Genomic DNA, 14,067 nt, shown 5'->3' with positions numbered 1-14,067 from the left:
ATCACTGAGAGATGTTGTTGTTGGGTTCCCATACTCCACCCAACCTACTAAATAGGCTCGGCGCCGGAAATGCGATCGCCCTACTCACTTTCGAGGAATTCGAGCTGGGTAGGTTGGGTGAAACCCAACATCACTGAGAGATGTTGTTGTTGGGTTCCCATACTCCACCCAACCTACTAAATAGCAACAGCGAGAGGAGTTTATTGCTCATCACGTTCTTGGTAGCCGTAAGTTTTTTTCTGGTGAAGCCAATTTTCTTCAAGGCTCTGGATATGGTGCGAGGAGAGATGTCGTCATCCCAAAGTTCAGCCATTTGAGCGGAGGTTTGATCGCCATGCTCTTGGGCAAAAGCCTTGAATTTATGCCAGTCGGTAATTTTGTGGTTATTGCCAGGTGGGTGATTAGGTTTAGGGAGGAAGTCTCCGGTCTGTGCTTTTCTTTGCAGCCAGAGATTAATGGTGTTCCGGCTGACATGGAAAACTTGACTGGCTTCTGTTTTGGGCATACCGTCTAGTTCAATTGCATCAATAACTTTTTGTCTGAGGTCGTAACTATAGGGGGCTGGCATTTTTGGTCTTCTTAGTCATCTCGTCCTCTCCATTATACGTCCTAACTTTCCTGTCTTGTGCTATATAAACAGTTATAGGGATGGTCAGAGCTTAACCTCTTATATCCAGCGAATCGGGGCTGGAATCCTCACCCGGTGGTTATTTCAGCCATTCCAGCCTTATTTCATACCCGAACGTCTTGCACTATCCCAATCATTATAGCACTACGAGAGTAGGTTATGAAGTATACAGCTTGTTCGATATTTAATTAGTACAGTAACTGCATTTAGTAAACCAGTTCTTAAACGTATTTGTTCCCATCAGCATTAGAGCCAGTTTAATTAACTGTTCTAGTGCTTCCATTGCTCGTGTTGGAAACATTCTGACCACTGACTTAACCGTTGACCACAACATTTCAATAGGATTGAAATCTGGTGAGTAGGGTGGTAAATATTCTACTCTGGCTCCCGTAGCAGTGATCATTTCTTCAATGCCCTCCATTTTATGGATATTAAGGTTATCCATAACTACGACATCCCCTGGATTCAGTCTCGGAACCAAGTCCTGTTCAATAAAATCCTGAAAATCTTTACCTTTCATAGAGCCTTCTATGACTTTTTTAGCTACCACTCTTTCGATACTTATGGCTCCAATTCAGGTAATTTTTCTGCCTTAATAAAAGGGTCTTAAACATCATGCTTTTTTGCCTTTTTTACTCCTAGCCATAGAGGGACTCATCCCTACACAGAAAGCTGTCTCATCAATGAATATCATTTTTGAGGTACATCTCTCACCCGCTCTCGGTAATCAAATCGCTGTTGTTGACCTTCTTCCGTTGCTACCTTTTCTGACCGGTAAGTTTTTTTTAAGAGTTAGTTCTTCTTTTTTGAGGAATTCACACATTCCTCCGACGCTGACATAAACATCCAGCTCATTTAGGAGATGTTCTCGATACTGTCGAACTGTCCCATCTGGGTAATCTTGTACCATCTGAATAATAAAGTCTCGATAAGATTCTAGCTGGCTAGGACGATTGAGCCCGGGCTTTTGAGGAGTTATATCTTGAGTTTCTCGATATTTTTTTGATATAACTATGAACAGTAGCAGGACTCATCATAAATTGCTCTGCAAGTTGCCTAATTGAGCCTTGGCCTAATTGATAGGCGGTGACCACTTTTTTCCTAAGAGCAACAGAATAACGGCTCATGGGTGAATCCAGTTGGAATTGAGTTTAGCCCTAGTTTATCACCAAGTTGTTATAGGTATTCATTGTTACACATATTTAATGAACAAGCTGTAATTGATAGAAATGAAGCAGGGAAAGGGAGTATGACAGCACCATTAAGTAATGATTGGCGGAAACGGGCGATCGCGGCGGTCAAAAGCGGACAGAAGAAAAGTCGAGTCGCCCGTCAGTTTTAAATCAGTCGAAATACTTTGGACTTGTGGCTCAAAAGAGAAGAGGAAACGGGAAGCTATCAAGCAATTCAGCCTCATCAAAAAGGGCCGAAACCCAAAATCCCAGATGAAAATCGATTCAGAGAGTTGATTTGGAAACATAAAGACAAGACACAAAAGCAAATCGCCGAACTTTGGGGAGAAGGTGTGACCCAACAGAATGTCGGCAATGCTTGTCAAAAGTGGGGGATAACTCGCAAAAAAAACTTACTGATATGAAGAAAGGGGATGAAGAGAAAAGGAGAAAATTTGAGGAAAAGTTATCAAAAACGGATAAAAAAAGGTTGATTTATGTGGATGAATCGGGATTTGACAATCGAGATGATTATCCATTAGGCTATAGTCCAAAAGGAGAAAGGTGTCATGCACTCAAGTCGGGAAAAAGGACAGAAAGAGTCAGTTGGATCGGTGATTTAGGATGGCCCAAGTTGTTCACCCCTTTGACTTTTGAAGGGTCATGTAACCGAAACTTATTTGAAGCGTGGCTTGACCGATGTTTGCTCCCTCAGCTAGAAGAGGGAGATATTATTATTCTTGACAATGGGAGTTTTCATCACGGTGAAAGCATAAAAGAAATGGTAGAAGAAGTGGGATGCGAAATCTGGTACTTGCCAGCTTATTCACCAGATTTGAATAAAATTGAAAATTGGTGGTCTCCCTTAAAGACATGGATGAGACCAAAACTTAAAGACTTTGAAGCGGTGAGAGAATGTGTAGATGCAGCGTTCAAAAGCTGTACTAATGTATTTGCGTATTGCTATATTTGATGAAAAAGGCTGACCAAGCCCTATATCGTGCTAAAGCTGCCGGACGAAATAAAGTTCAATACTCAACTACACTCACAAACCGGATTCAGCTACCTTAATCACTGAACCCGGAATTGAGAAGTTTTAGGAAATCTTCGCCACGTCAGCAAATCGAATTTTCAAATAATCTTCCTCCATTTTCGCCCCGGAAGGCTGCAAAGCCGCTAACGCTTGGGGTAAAACTAAATTGCGGCGGTGGTTCCCAATACGGATATTTAACTCATCACCCGTCTTGTTTAACTGTATCTGTTCCTTGGGAATTCCCGGTAAATATAACTCCAAACTATAGTATTCTTTATCTTGGATAACCCGCATAGTATTTTCCTGATAATAAACCAGAGTCGGGTCTTCATCTTTATACAAAATATCCTTGAGTTGCTCTAAGGCTTCAAAACCGCACATTTCCTTAGTAAATAGTTCTACTTCTTTGACAGGAAGAGGGCGGAAATTATCATGTATTTCCTGGCGATATTGCTGTTGGTTCTCCTTCCAGCGTTGGAAAAATGGATCGGTTACTGAGTCGGGGATAATCCGATTCGCAATCACTAAATCCGTGGCTACATTGTACAAACTCAGATAAGCATGGGCGCGCAAGGATTCTTTAATTACCATTTTTTCTGGGTTAGTTACCAGACGCACTGAGGTTTTCTGATTATCAGTTAATACCTTTTCTAAGGCTTCGATTTGCTCGTAAAATTCATAGGGTGCATCCATTACTTCTTTGTCCGGGAGGGAAAAACCAGCAATAGGTTTAAAGATGGGTTCCACTAAAGGACGCAGAGCGGCCGACATCCCTTGTAACGGTTTATAAAATTTTCTCATATACCACCCACCTACCTCCGGCAAACTTAATAGGCGCAGAGCAGTCCCTGTGGGCGCTGAGTCAATGATGAGAACCTCAAATTCCCCCTCGTCATAGTGCCGCTTCATTCGCACCAAGCCGAAAATTTCGTCCATTCCGGGAAGGATAGCCAATTCCTCGGCTTGAACGCCATCAAGTCCCCGCGCTTGCAGAACTTGAGTGATATAGCGTTTGACAGCCCCCCAGTTTCCCTCTAATTCCATCAGTGCGTCTAGTTCTGCGCCCCATAGGTTGGGTTTCACCTGGCGAGGTTCATGGCCGAGGGGTTCATCAAAACTATCTGCTAGGGAGTGGGCTGGGTCTGTACTTAATACCAGGGTTTTATAGCCTAGTTCGGCACACCGTAAGCCTGTAGCCGCGGCAACGGAGGTTTTACCAACGCCTCCTTTTCCGGTCATTAAAATCACGCGCATATAGTTTTGAGTCCCGCTTAAAATATGTTTACATTATTCTAACGTTTAGGGCTGTTTTGTTGAAAAAGCTGTTTGACTACGGCGAGGCGGGAACAGTTCCAGTAGTCTATGTGGCGGTCAATTAAGCCTTCTGGGTTGATGTGTAGGTGGCTGTAACCGGGGATGGATAGTCGCGGAGCCCAGGGCAGTACAGATACGGTCCAACTGAGAGTCCATTGGGTCTCGATGGTGTCCCCAGATTCCGAAATATCATGTAAGTCTAATTGGATATCCTGAAACCAGGTGGCCATGAAGTTGATCATTTTTTGATAGCGATCGCATCCCGAAAATTCATTAACAGGGTCTTTAAAATAAACGTTGTCTGCATAAATACTATAGGTTTGATTATCGGGAAAGTTTTGATAATCTTGTTTGATGGTTTCAATGAGATGGTGAGCAACCATAGGATTAATTTGAGTTTTTTTTGATGGGATTGTAGCCGATATTTCTCGGATTACTAAAGATATGAAATATCCCTAAATATCGCCGTCAATTTATGGCACAGGTTGACGGGATTATAACATTTATGGTAAAATATGTCAATGGCTATGTATATATCAGTTTTCCCGTTACAACTAATAATGATAATGGTGGCGCAACTGGGTTTAATGATATGTATAAATACTCTAGGCAACCATTTTGGTTATGGATAGTTCAATAATGATTAAATCCTGGTTATTATGGGACTAGCATATATCAAAATCCCGGTTGATGATTAGTGTTGATCAATCAGCCGAAAATTCGGAAAGTTCAATTCACAGGAGTAAAAATACCTTATGACCAATTCGGAAATTCCCACATCGAAACCTATCAGAGATTCTCTCCATCATACCATTGTGGTCGTGGGTGGGGGAGCGGCTGGTATAACTGTGGCAGCCCAAATTTTACAACAAGATAGTAGCCTAGATATAGCTATTATTGAACCCTCAGATAAACACTACTATCAACCAGCTTGGACTTTAGTAGGTGGTGGTGCTTATCGTCTTGAAGATACTATCCGGGAGGAAAAAGACTGTATTCCGGCGGGTGCTACCTGGTTGAAAGCAGCAGCAAAAACCTTTGAACCAGAGCAAAATCTAGTGATTCTCGAAGATGGACGAGCCGTCCACTATGATTATCTGATAGTTTGTCCAGGGATTCAAATAGACTGGGATAAAGTAGAAGGGTTAACAGATGCGATCGGGAAAAATGGCGTAACTAGCAACTATTCTAAAGAGTATGCACCGTATACCTGGGAAGTGATCAAGAATTTTCCAGGTGGGAATGCTATTTTCACTTTTCCGGCGACTCCTATTAAGTGTGCGGGAGCGCCTCAAAAAATCATGTATTTGGCGGATGATACTTTCATCAAAAATGGAGTTAAGAATAAGTCGAATGTGATTTATGCCACTCCGGGAGCCAAAATTTTTGGGATAACAGGCTACTGTGAATCTTTAGAAAAGATTGCCGCGCGCCGAAATATTGATGTCAAATATAAGCATAATCTGAAAGCGATTATTCCCTCAAGCCAGGAAGCAGTTTTTGAAAAAACCACGGAGGCGGGAGTAGAGGAAATCAGGATTAAATATGATATGATTCATGTCACGCCGCCAATGAGTGCCCCTGATTTTATTAAAAACAGTCCTTTAGCGGTGAAAGAGGGACCCACGAAAGGTTGGGTAGATGTAGACAAATACACGCTGCAACATAATGTTTATCCTAATGTTTTTAGCTTAGGGGATGCTTCGTCTCTTCCCAATTCTAAAACGGCGGCTGCTATTCGGCGACAAGCACCCGCATTAGTGGAGAATTTGTTAGCGGTGATGGCTGCTAAACAACTAGGGGGAAAATATGGCGGGTATGCTTGCTGTCCGTTGGTAACAGGTTATGGGCGGACAATTATGGCAGAGTTTGATTATGATGGTGTTCCGAAATCTAGTTTTCCATTCGACCCGACGGAAGAACGTTATAGTATGTGGTTAGTGAAGCGCTATGTTTTGCCTTGGCTGTATTGGAATCGGATGTTAAAAGGGAAACCGTTTGAGGCGGATATGTTAGCGGGAATCAAATCTTAGGCTAACTTGTCAATACTGAGTAAATCCCGACACTGACCTAGGCAATTAGGGACAGTGGCGGGTGATTAATTAGGAAGCTAGAATGCTTCTTGAAGAACTCGGAGCTTTTCAAACTGTTTGTTTTGCTGATTTATCTGAACCGATAGGGAATCACAGACTAACTCACACAACTCAAATAGGAAAGGATTAGCAATTTCATAATAAACATTAACCCCCTGTTGCCGGCGAGTGACAATCCCAGCTTGAGCAAGCATTTTTAAGTGTTTGGAAACGTTAGCTTGTCCTAAACCAGTGGCTTCAATAATTTGAGTAACATTTTTGGCACCAGTTTTTAAGCAGCAAACAATCTGGAGGCGACTGACTTCGGAAAGAACCTTAAAAAAGTCAGCCATAAGAGTCAATGCCTCGGGTGGAAGTTTGGAGACTCCGCACTCCCCAGAATTGGATTCAAGCTGGAATTGTGATGCTTTGACGGAAGATTTTGTCATGATTAAGTTAGGTGAGTTGAATAAGTTATAGGAAAGGTGTGCTTACTATATTACCACACAGTAGAGGTTGTTGTCTCATTTATTTGAGGCTGATTTATGATGGGTAGAGTAGCGATCGCCTCAAGGAACCCGAAAGGAAACCCCGGCTTTAAGCTACAATTGAGGAAGTGTATGACATTGTATTAGGTATCGCCATCAGGTAATTAAGCAATCTGGCCAACTACCCTCACCCCCCCATCCCATGACTGATTCGACCGATGACACAATTTTAATTGTCGAGGATAACCGCTCAAATCTGAGTTTGATTGCGGATACGATCGCCAATGTGGGTTGTAAAATAGCGATCGCCACCAATGGCATTGAAGCGATCGCCCAAGCGGAAGCGATCCAACCGGATCTGATTCTGCTGGATATCGTCATGCCTAAGATGGACGGCTTTGAAACCTGTCGCCGTCTGAAACAGAACCCTTCAACCTGTAATATCCCAGTAATTCTGATGACAGCCCTAGACGATACGGCCGATAAGGTGAAAGGCTTATCCCTAGGAGCAGTAGACTATATTACGAAACCGTTTCAGCCAGAAGAAGTGCTGGCCCGTGTTAATGTACATTTAAAGATCCGTTACCTAACCCAACAACTAGCCGATCGCAACTTCCAACTAGAACAGAGAGTAGCGGAACGCACCCACGAACTAACCCAGGCCCTAGATAACCTGCGAAAATTTCAACTACAACTGGTTCAGAGTGAAAAAATGTCTACCTTGGGTCAACTGGTGGCTGGGGTAGCCCATGAAATCAATAATCCGATTGGTTTTATCGAAGCGAATTTGAGTCATGCGAGTATTTATGTGTTCGACTTGCTGAAACACCTGCAAATGTACCAGCAGATGTTCCCGGACCCACCGCCGGATCTTGAACATCACGCGGAGGATATCGATCTTGAATATCTGATGGAGGATCTACCTCAACTGATTGCTTCCATGCGAGTGGGGACAGAACGCATCCGCAATATTAGCCAAAGTCTGAGGACTTTCTCACGCTCCGATGAGAATAATGTGGTATTGTTCGACTTGCATCAAGGTATTGAAAGCACTTTGCTAATTTTACAGCATCGATTAAAAGCGAATCCCGATCGACCTGCGATCATGGTGATTAAAGAATATGGGTACCTTCCGCCGATTAGATGCTACCCCAGCCAGATGAATCAGGTATTCATGAATTTGATCACTAATGGTATTGATGCGATCGAGTATGCTAGTGAGGGTTCCAGCTATGAGGACTTAGAGAAAGACCCCCACTGGATCAAAATTACCACTGAGCTGGGAGAAGATGGCACATCAGCAGTGATTAGGATTGAAGATAATGGAATTGGTATGACTGCACAAGTGCAAGAGAAAATTTTTGATTATCTATTTACGACTAAATCTATTGGTAAGGGTACAGGTATTGGGTTAGCTATCTCTCGCCATATTATCGAAGAAAAACACCGAGGTAAGTTAACCTGTACCTCCCAAATCGACTCAGGGGCTAGGTTCACGATTACTATTCCACTGGTAACGGAGGACTCGGACTAGACCATCCATTCGGAAGCCCTACCCCCCAAGTCAATGGGAATACTGACGGCTTTTCCTAGCCGGGGGCGATCGCGAGTGTTCAGGATATAATTGGTAACCTGTTCTGCTCCTCCCAAACTGGTGAGATAATCAGCGATCGCATTGAGGTGATCGAGATACTCAGCCTCACCCAAATGAAAAGAAGCCTGTTCTAGGTACTTCCACATAACTTGGACAAAAATTTTGCCCCGCGTCCGCCGCAGTTGGATATCATAGGAGACTCCCCACTTGTTTAACAGAAGTTGTCGTAAGTCCTGGCCCGTCATAAGCACCTCTTGCATGGACTGAGAAAGAACTGAGAATCCTCGCGCCGTTTGTCGTGGGAATGTGAAAAGTTGCATGATCTGGAAATACTCGATAGCCGCTTTGGCCGACTCTATTTAAAGGGCGGATGTAGCGGCAAAGGCGAATAAATTCGCTTACCTACTATTGCTATCTTTTCATTGATATGCCATAATAGCATAACCTTGTTAAGTTGGGCAATAATTGTATACAAGTTCAACATAAAAGCCAAACCATCTCAGTACCAAGCTATAGATGAGGCTATTCGCACATCTCAGTTCATCCAAAACAAATGTTTGCGCTATTGGATGGACAATAAGAGGGTGGGAAAATATGACCTTAATAAATATTGTGCTGTCTTAGCGGCTGAGTTTCCTTGGGCTAATGAATTGAACTCGATGGCTACACAATCAGCGGCTGAACGCGCTTGGTTGGCTATTTCTCGCTTCTACGATAACTGTCAGAAAAAAGTTAAGGGGAAAAAGGGATTTCCTAAGTTCAAGAAAAATGCTCGCTCAGTTGAATATAAAACTAGCGGATGGAAACTTTCGGAAACCAGAAAAGCTATTACCTTTTCTGACAAAAAAGGTATCGGAACTCTGAAATTCAAGGGAACCTGGGACCTCAACTACTACGATATCAAGCAAATTAAACGAGTCCGATTAGTCCGCCGGGCTGACGGATACTATGCTCAATTTGCGATCGCTGTCAATGTCAGGATAGAGACTGAACCCACTCATAAAATAGTAAGTTTAGACTTAGGAATTAGATAATTTATTGCTGACAATAAAGGCAATGTTGAACCATCTCCCAAGTTCTACCGCCAAGCTGAAAAGCAGTTAAAGAGAGCCAATCGAAAGAAGTCTAAAAAGTACAGTCCAGCTAAAAAAACAGCCCAAAAAAAGCAATCAAACAACTATCACCAAGCTAGAAATAGATATGCTCGTAAGCATTTAAGAGTAAGTAGGCAGCGAAAAGAATATTGCAAGAGATTGGCGTATTCCGTTATCCAATCTAACGATTTGGTCGCCTATGAAGATTTGAACAAAAATAGCGACGCATTCCCCCACCTCGCCGAACGGCAGGTGGGGGTCAAGGAGCTGCCGATCTGACAAGCCTTGGGGTAACAAGCGCGTTATGGCAACCAACAAATCCACATCAATCGTCCGTACAGACCGATGGAATCTTAACCCGACAGCAGCAGCGCGAGTGCTGTTGAGCCAAACGGTTGAGGTCTCCCGTCGTGTCTGTCGGCATTTGATAGGAATTATCTTAACTCATTGGCCGTCTCTCGGAGGGTTATCGAGTCAAAAACGGGTTCTAGTCGTTGAGAAACTGATTCACCAAACCGCCAAGAACCCCAACCCCAAATACCGGCAATTTGACCAGACCTTTTACAAGTTCCCCAGCTATTACCGGAGGGCAGCGATTGTCTTGGCCGCCGGCCAAGTCAGTAGCTAAATTGACGGATTAAGCATCATTTAGGGAAGCGATCGCCTCTATAGCAGCCTCCAAAGCGATCGCCAGATGAGTCCAATGAGTCCCCCCCTGACAGAAAACAATATAGGGTTCTCGCAAAGGACCATCAGCGGAAAACTCAGAGGTACTACCATCAATAAAAGTCCCCCCCGCCATAACCAACTCACTCTCATATCCAGGCATTTCCCCAGGAACCGGGTCAAGATAGGACCCAATAGGGGAAAACTTCTGCCAAATGCGACAAAAAGCCACCAACTTATCGGGTGAACCCAACTCGATCGCCTGAATAATATCGCGCCGAGGTATCAGAGGCGCAGGATTAACCCGATAACCAAACTGGTCAAACACATAAGCAATCAAATGTCCTCCCTTAACCGCTTCCGCCACCATCTGAGGCGCAAGAAATAGCCCCTGAAACAGCAATCGGTATTGTTCAAAGGTTGCCCCCCCACTGCTACCAATACCGGGCGCGGTGAGGCGACAGGCGGCCGCTTCTACCAATTCTGAACGCCCAGCCACATAACCCCCCGCCGCGGCAATAGTACCCCCCGGATTTTTAATCAGGGAACCTGCCATCAAATCAGCCCCCACCGCCGTCGGTTCCAGGTCTTCCACAAACTCGCCATAGCAGTTGTCCACAAAACAGATGGTATCAGGATTTTGTGCCTTCACCATCTGCACAACCCTCTCAATATCAGCAATGGAAAGGGAATTGCGCCAGGAATAGCCACAGGACCGCTGAATCAAAACCAAACGAGTATGGGGTGCGATCGCTGTTGATAAAGCCGACCAATCCAAACTTCCATCAGCACAAAGATCTAATTGTCGGTAAAGTATGCCAAACTCTATTAAGGAACCTTGACCTTTTCCGCGTAAACCGATAACCTCTTCGAGGGTATCGTAGGGAGAACCAACTACGGCCAGCATCTCATCCCCTGGACGCAGACACCCAAAAAGGGCACAGGCGATCGCATGAGTTCCAGAAACAAACTGGACTCTTACCGCCGCCGCCTCTGCGCCCATAACATCCGCAAACACGCGATCGAAAGTTTGACGACCGAGATCATCGTGTCCGTAGCCGGAAACTCCGGCAAAATGATGGGTTCCTACCCGGTGAGTACGGAAAGCATCTAACACTCGTCGGAGGTGATGCTTGACCTTAGCGTCAATTCCCGAAAAAATTGGGGATAATGCCTGTGGCGCTTCATGTAGCGACTCTATGCTGTGTCTCATTACCTGACTAAAGCTGAATTAGGGGTGCTGCATATTATGCCGCCAACAGGTCCGGTCTGTTCAAAAATTTGATATTCATGACGATTGCAACTGAAACCAAACTCAAACTCGACTGGATGACCATAGTATTTATGGCATTCCTCCACATTGGCGCACTTTTTGTGCTAGTCCCAAGTAATTTTAGCTGGGCTGCAGTTGGTCTGGCTTTATTTTTGCACTGGGTAACTGGTGGCTTAGGAATTACCCTAGGGTTTCACCGCTTAATCACCCACCGCAGTTTTGAAACTCCCAAATGGCTAGAATATTTCTTGGCTTTTTGCGGCACTTTAGCCTGTCAAGGAGGACCTATCCAGTGGGTCGGTTTACACCGTATGCACCATCTGTACTCTGATCAAACCCTTGACCCCCACGACTCTAACAAGGGTTTTTGGTGGAGTCACATGGGTTGGATGTTGCGGGAAATTCCTGCTGATGCTGATGTTCCCCGCTTTACCAAAGATATCAACGAAGACCCAGTTTATCTGTTCCTGCAAAATTATTTCATTCCCATCCAAGTCGCCTTGGGTGTGGTTTTATATCTTCTCGGAGGATGGCCGTTGGTCGTCTGGGGCATCTTTTTCCGCATCGTTGTGGTTTTTCATTGTACCTGGTTTGTCAATAGCGCTACTCACAAGTTTGGCTATCAAACATATCAATCTAATGATAACTCGAAAAATTGTTGGTGGGTTGCTCTTGTCACCTATGGGGAAGGCTGGCACAATAATCACCATGCTTTCCAATATTCCGCCCGTCATGGCCTGAAATGGTGGGAAATTGATTTAACCTGGATGACTATTCAACTTCTACAATTTTTGGGTTTGGCTAAAAAAGTTAAATTGGTGGAAAACTAGCCCCGGCGACAAAAGTTGTTCCTGAGTAGGTCAGAAGCTAACTTAGACTCTGACAGCCGGGTTAAGTTCACACTCTGCCATTACCCTGTACAATATGTTTCAGGGTCATTAGGCTTTCTAGGCTAATTAAACCCCGTCGATATCCTTTCTGATTCGACACTCCTAAAAACAACGCATCCCCTCGGTTTTGATGACGTGAAAATTGGGGGGATGTGTTCATGAAGGTGAGCGCACTATTGGAATTTTGGGCAAATATACGACTTTCGCTATAGGATTCGGTCGCTATACAATTGGCGTGGTTGCTGCTACACTGATTCATCATGCCGATCGCATTTTCGAGGTTTTCCACAAATCGGAAGGCTATGGTTTTTGACAAATAGGGATGATACCATTCTGAGGGTTCGGCTTCCGTTAATTCGGGAAAGTTTTGGATGAAATCGCGATCGCCTCGTAATTGGAAACCTTCTTCCTGCAAACTATTTAAGAGTCGCACTAGGGAAGAGTTTTTTTGATGAGGGTCAATTAAGACCTTTTCGATCGCATTTACTGGGTCGGGTTCACTTTTATGGCTATCCGTAATCATCCACCGGACTAAATCCATACTAGCGGTAGCAGACCAGTAAAGATAACAATTCCCCATGGCTGTTTTCAGAATAGGAACTGTGGCTTTATTAATCACTTCTTGGATTAATTGGGGTCGCCCGTATGGTATAATCAGGTTGATATATCTGTCTTCGGTGACTAAATCGGGGATAGGATGATCAGGGTCAGCGGGAACAAATTCTAAACATCCCGGCGGCATTCGCGCATCTTCTAGGGCTGATTGTAGGGTTTCGGCGATAATTTGATTGGAAGAGTTAGCCTCACTACTTCCCTGGAGAATTAAACTATTAGCAGTTTTGAGAGCAAAACCGGCGGCGATCGCCCCTAATTCAGGAAAAGCCTCGTAAATGAGGGCAATGACTCCCAGGGGTATATACTGATAATAGCCCTTATACTGTTTGATTTGGTAAGGAGCGCTAACCACCCGACCGATAGGATCGGAGATGGTGCTTAACCTTTCCAATACCTTAATCGCGTTTTCTAGGCGAACTGGAGTCAGTTTTAACCAATCTCCAATCACTTCGGAAACCCCCATTTCTCTGCTGGCTTCCAAGTCAAGGGTGTTCGCTTCCAGAATGTCATTTTTTCGTTGTTTGAGACCATCAGCCATTCTGTTTATTGCTTGACCCCGATCTTCTCCTGATATCTGTGTCAATTCAAGACTGGCAAAATATGCCCGACGAGAAGGGTTTAATGGATCTGGGGTAGAAGAAAAATCATCAGTGATCATCGAGCTAACGCCTGTAAGCAAGCCAAACCATGATTGCTGGCAACATCGCCAGCATAACAGCAACTATTGCCCAAAGCAAGATGTTGCCCCCGGGAGAGTACATGGCTAGGGGTAGCCAAATCACCAGGGGGACTAGAAGCATCCCCAAAGCTAAGGGTAGATAGTGCGATCGCATTCCTGGGGTGGCGCGATACCATTGTTGTCCAGTCCACCACCAAGCCTGTTTGTAGGGGTAGTGGGTGGCTAGTTGTTCTAGGGAATAACCGCTCTCATCAACTACAAAAATCTGCTGACAGCGATCGCAACCGAAAGCCTCGGTCAAGGTAATCGGAACCAGATTACCCTTTCGACGACAGGGACAGGGATAATCACTATGTAAGTCGATTTTCTCAGGTTTGGGAGATGACACAAGCTCGCGTGGTCTTATTTAATGGAGTTAGAAACAAAAGCAAATAGTAGCTCCCATGATAGTTCAGGAACAAGAGATCTAACAACTGAAATGGAGCTAAGCGGGCTCGAACCTGATACATAGCCTATAACCCCTATTCTACCGTTACTTAGGTGTTACTC

At 44.4% G+C, this 14,067-nt stretch carries 16 protein-coding genes and 1 pseudogene; 8 read left to right on the top strand and 9 right to left on the bottom strand.

Annotated elements, in window-relative coordinates; genetic code table 11:
* Nucleotides 1-203 precede the first annotated feature (203 nt).
* Together P5683_RS16510 and P5683_RS26475 are read right to left on the bottom strand one after the other, a co-directional pair.
* A pseudogene (locus P5683_RS16510) lies at nt 204-568 on the bottom strand (IS630 transposase-related protein); the annotation flags it as partial.
* A gap of 244 nt (nt 569-812) precedes the next feature.
* Complete coding sequence (locus P5683_RS26475; protein WP_071533577.1) at nt 813-1,178, bottom strand: transposase; 366 nt, start codon at nt 1,176-1,178, stop codon at nt 813-815.
* Nucleotides 1,179-1,985: 807 nt separating this feature from the next.
* Between P5683_RS26475 and P5683_RS16500 the strand changes: the two genes are divergently transcribed.
* Both P5683_RS16500 and P5683_RS16495 read left to right on the top strand, forming a co-directional pair.
* Complete coding sequence (locus P5683_RS16500; RefSeq protein WP_008051825.1) at nt 1,986-2,225, top strand: IS630 family transposase; 240 nt, start codon at nt 1,986-1,988, stop codon at nt 2,223-2,225.
* Complete coding sequence (locus P5683_RS16495; RefSeq protein WP_235720271.1) at nt 2,189-2,773, top strand: IS630 family transposase; 585 nt, start codon at nt 2,189-2,191, stop codon at nt 2,771-2,773. Before P5683_RS16500 ends, P5683_RS16495 begins: the two co-directional genes overlap by 37 nt.
* 123 nt (nt 2,774-2,896) lie before the next feature.
* On the opposite strand, the gene P5683_RS16490 is transcribed toward P5683_RS16495, so the two are convergent.
* Entirely contained in the window at nt 2,897-4,087 is a 1,191-nt protein-coding gene (locus P5683_RS16490; RefSeq protein WP_006617008.1) for a TRC40/GET3/ArsA family transport-energizing ATPase, read from the bottom strand.
* A 38-nt stretch (nt 4,088-4,125) separates the two neighbouring features.
* Nucleotides 4,126-4,530 carry a DUF2358 domain-containing protein gene (locus P5683_RS16485; RefSeq protein WP_006624519.1) on the bottom strand — a complete coding sequence of 135 codons (405 nt, stop codon included), beginning with the start codon at nt 4,528-4,530 and terminating at the stop codon, nt 4,126-4,128.
* A gap of 372 nt (nt 4,531-4,902) precedes the next feature.
* Here P5683_RS16485 and P5683_RS16480 point away from each other — a divergent pair, with 372 nt between their 5' ends.
* A complete protein-coding gene (locus P5683_RS16480) occupies nt 4,903-6,180 on the top strand; it encodes an FAD/NAD(P)-binding oxidoreductase (RefSeq protein WP_006624518.1) in 1,278 nt (425 codons plus the stop codon).
* Nucleotides 6,181-6,257: 77 nt separating this feature from the next.
* Here the strand turns inward: P5683_RS16480 and P5683_RS16475 are convergent, their stop codons facing one another.
* Complete coding sequence (locus P5683_RS16475; RefSeq protein WP_006624516.1) at nt 6,258-6,668, bottom strand: helix-turn-helix transcriptional regulator; 411 nt, start codon at nt 6,666-6,668, stop codon at nt 6,258-6,260.
* Nucleotides 6,669-6,909: 241 nt separating this feature from the next.
* On the opposite strand from P5683_RS16475, the gene P5683_RS16470 reads away from it, so the two are divergent.
* Nucleotides 6,910-8,241: a response regulator gene (locus P5683_RS16470; RefSeq protein WP_006624514.1), complete on the top strand. Its 1,332-nt coding sequence runs from the start codon at nt 6,910-6,912 to the stop codon at nt 8,239-8,241.
* On the opposite strand, the gene P5683_RS16465 is transcribed toward P5683_RS16470, so the two are convergent.
* Nucleotides 8,238-8,546, bottom strand: a complete 309-nt coding sequence (locus P5683_RS16465; protein WP_006670351.1) for a DUF3067 family protein — start codon at nt 8,544-8,546, stop codon at nt 8,238-8,240. The two genes, P5683_RS16470 and P5683_RS16465, sit on opposite strands and share 4 nt — an antisense overlap.
* A 414-nt stretch (nt 8,547-8,960) precedes the next feature.
* Between P5683_RS16465 and P5683_RS16460 the strand changes: the two genes are divergently transcribed.
* From P5683_RS16460 to P5683_RS16455, 3 genes are read left to right on the top strand one after another with little or no spacing between them, the layout of a single operon-like run.
* Complete coding sequence (locus tag P5683_RS16460; RefSeq protein WP_228116370.1) at nt 8,961-9,335, top strand: hypothetical protein; 375 nt, start codon at nt 8,961-8,963, stop codon at nt 9,333-9,335.
* Nucleotides 9,336-9,338: 3 nt separating this feature from the next.
* On the top strand, nt 9,339-9,674 hold the full coding sequence (locus tag P5683_RS26470; RefSeq protein ID WP_338085930.1) for a transposase: 336 nt from the start codon (nt 9,339-9,341) through the stop codon (nt 9,672-9,674).
* Between the two features lie 25 nt (nt 9,675-9,699).
* Nucleotides 9,700-10,023, top strand: coding sequence for a hypothetical protein (locus P5683_RS16455; RefSeq protein WP_006670349.1), 324 nt, complete (start codon nt 9,700-9,702; stop codon nt 10,021-10,023).
* 9 nt (nt 10,024-10,032) lie between these two features.
* Here P5683_RS16455 and P5683_RS16450 read toward each other — a convergent pair whose 3' ends face one another.
* Entirely contained in the window at nt 10,033-11,274 is a 1,242-nt protein-coding gene (locus P5683_RS16450; protein ID WP_006624510.1) for a methionine gamma-lyase family protein, read from the bottom strand.
* 77 nt (nt 11,275-11,351) lie between these two features.
* On the opposite strand from P5683_RS16450, the gene P5683_RS16445 reads away from it, so the two are divergent.
* Nucleotides 11,352-12,164, top strand: coding sequence for an acyl-CoA desaturase (locus P5683_RS16445; RefSeq protein WP_006624509.1), 813 nt, complete (start codon nt 11,352-11,354; stop codon nt 12,162-12,164).
* Between the two features lie 67 nt (nt 12,165-12,231).
* On the opposite strand, the gene P5683_RS16440 is transcribed toward P5683_RS16445, so the two are convergent.
* On the bottom strand, nt 12,232-13,497 hold the full coding sequence (locus P5683_RS16440; RefSeq protein WP_006624508.1) for a glutamate-5-semialdehyde dehydrogenase: 1,266 nt from the start codon (nt 13,495-13,497) through the stop codon (nt 12,232-12,234).
* 4 nt (nt 13,498-13,501) lie between these two features.
* Entirely contained in the window at nt 13,502-13,906 is a 405-nt protein-coding gene (locus P5683_RS16435; protein WP_006624507.1) for a hypothetical protein, read from the bottom strand.
* Nucleotides 13,907-14,067 lie beyond the last annotated feature (161 nt).

It is taken from the genome of Limnospira sp. PMC 1279.21, assembly GCF_032349615.1.
Lineage (GTDB): Bacteria > Cyanobacteriota > Cyanobacteriia > Cyanobacteriales > Microcoleaceae > Limnospira > Limnospira fusiformis.
Note: the sequence above shows the minus strand (reverse complement) of the source record. Positions and strands in the feature narration are given on the sequence as shown.

Excerpts from the sequence above, each read along its gene's own strand:
- P5683_RS16460 (WP_228116370.1), top strand. The coding sequence starts at position 8,961 with ATGGCTACACAATCAGCGGCTGAACGCGCTTGGTTGGCTATTTCTCGC.
- P5683_RS16465 (WP_006670351.1), bottom strand. The coding sequence starts at position 8,546 with ATGACGGGCCAGGACTTACGACAACTTCTGTTAAACAAGTGGGGAGTC.
- P5683_RS16470 (WP_006624514.1), top strand. The coding sequence starts at position 6,910 with ATGACTGATTCGACCGATGACACAATTTTAATTGTCGAGGATAACCGC.
- P5683_RS16480 (WP_006624518.1), top strand. The coding sequence starts at position 4,903 with ATGACCAATTCGGAAATTCCCACATCGAAACCTATCAGAGATTCTCTC.
- P5683_RS16490 (WP_006617008.1), bottom strand. The coding sequence starts at position 4,087 with ATGCGCGTGATTTTAATGACCGGAAAAGGAGGCGTTGGTAAAACCTCC.
- P5683_RS16475 (WP_006624516.1), bottom strand. The coding sequence starts at position 6,668 with ATGACAAAATCTTCCGTCAAAGCATCACAATTCCAGCTTGAATCCAAT.
- P5683_RS16440 (WP_006624508.1), bottom strand. The coding sequence starts at position 13,497 with ATGATCACTGATGATTTTTCTTCTACCCCAGATCCATTAAACCCTTCT.
- P5683_RS16445 (WP_006624509.1), top strand. The coding sequence starts at position 11,352 with ATGACGATTGCAACTGAAACCAAACTCAAACTCGACTGGATGACCATA.
- P5683_RS16450 (WP_006624510.1), bottom strand. The coding sequence starts at position 11,274 with ATGAGACACAGCATAGAGTCGCTACATGAAGCGCCACAGGCATTATCC.
- P5683_RS16485 (WP_006624519.1), bottom strand. The coding sequence starts at position 4,530 with ATGGTTGCTCACCATCTCATTGAAACCATCAAACAAGATTATCAAAAC.
- P5683_RS16455 (WP_006670349.1), top strand. The coding sequence starts at position 9,700 with ATGGCAACCAACAAATCCACATCAATCGTCCGTACAGACCGATGGAAT.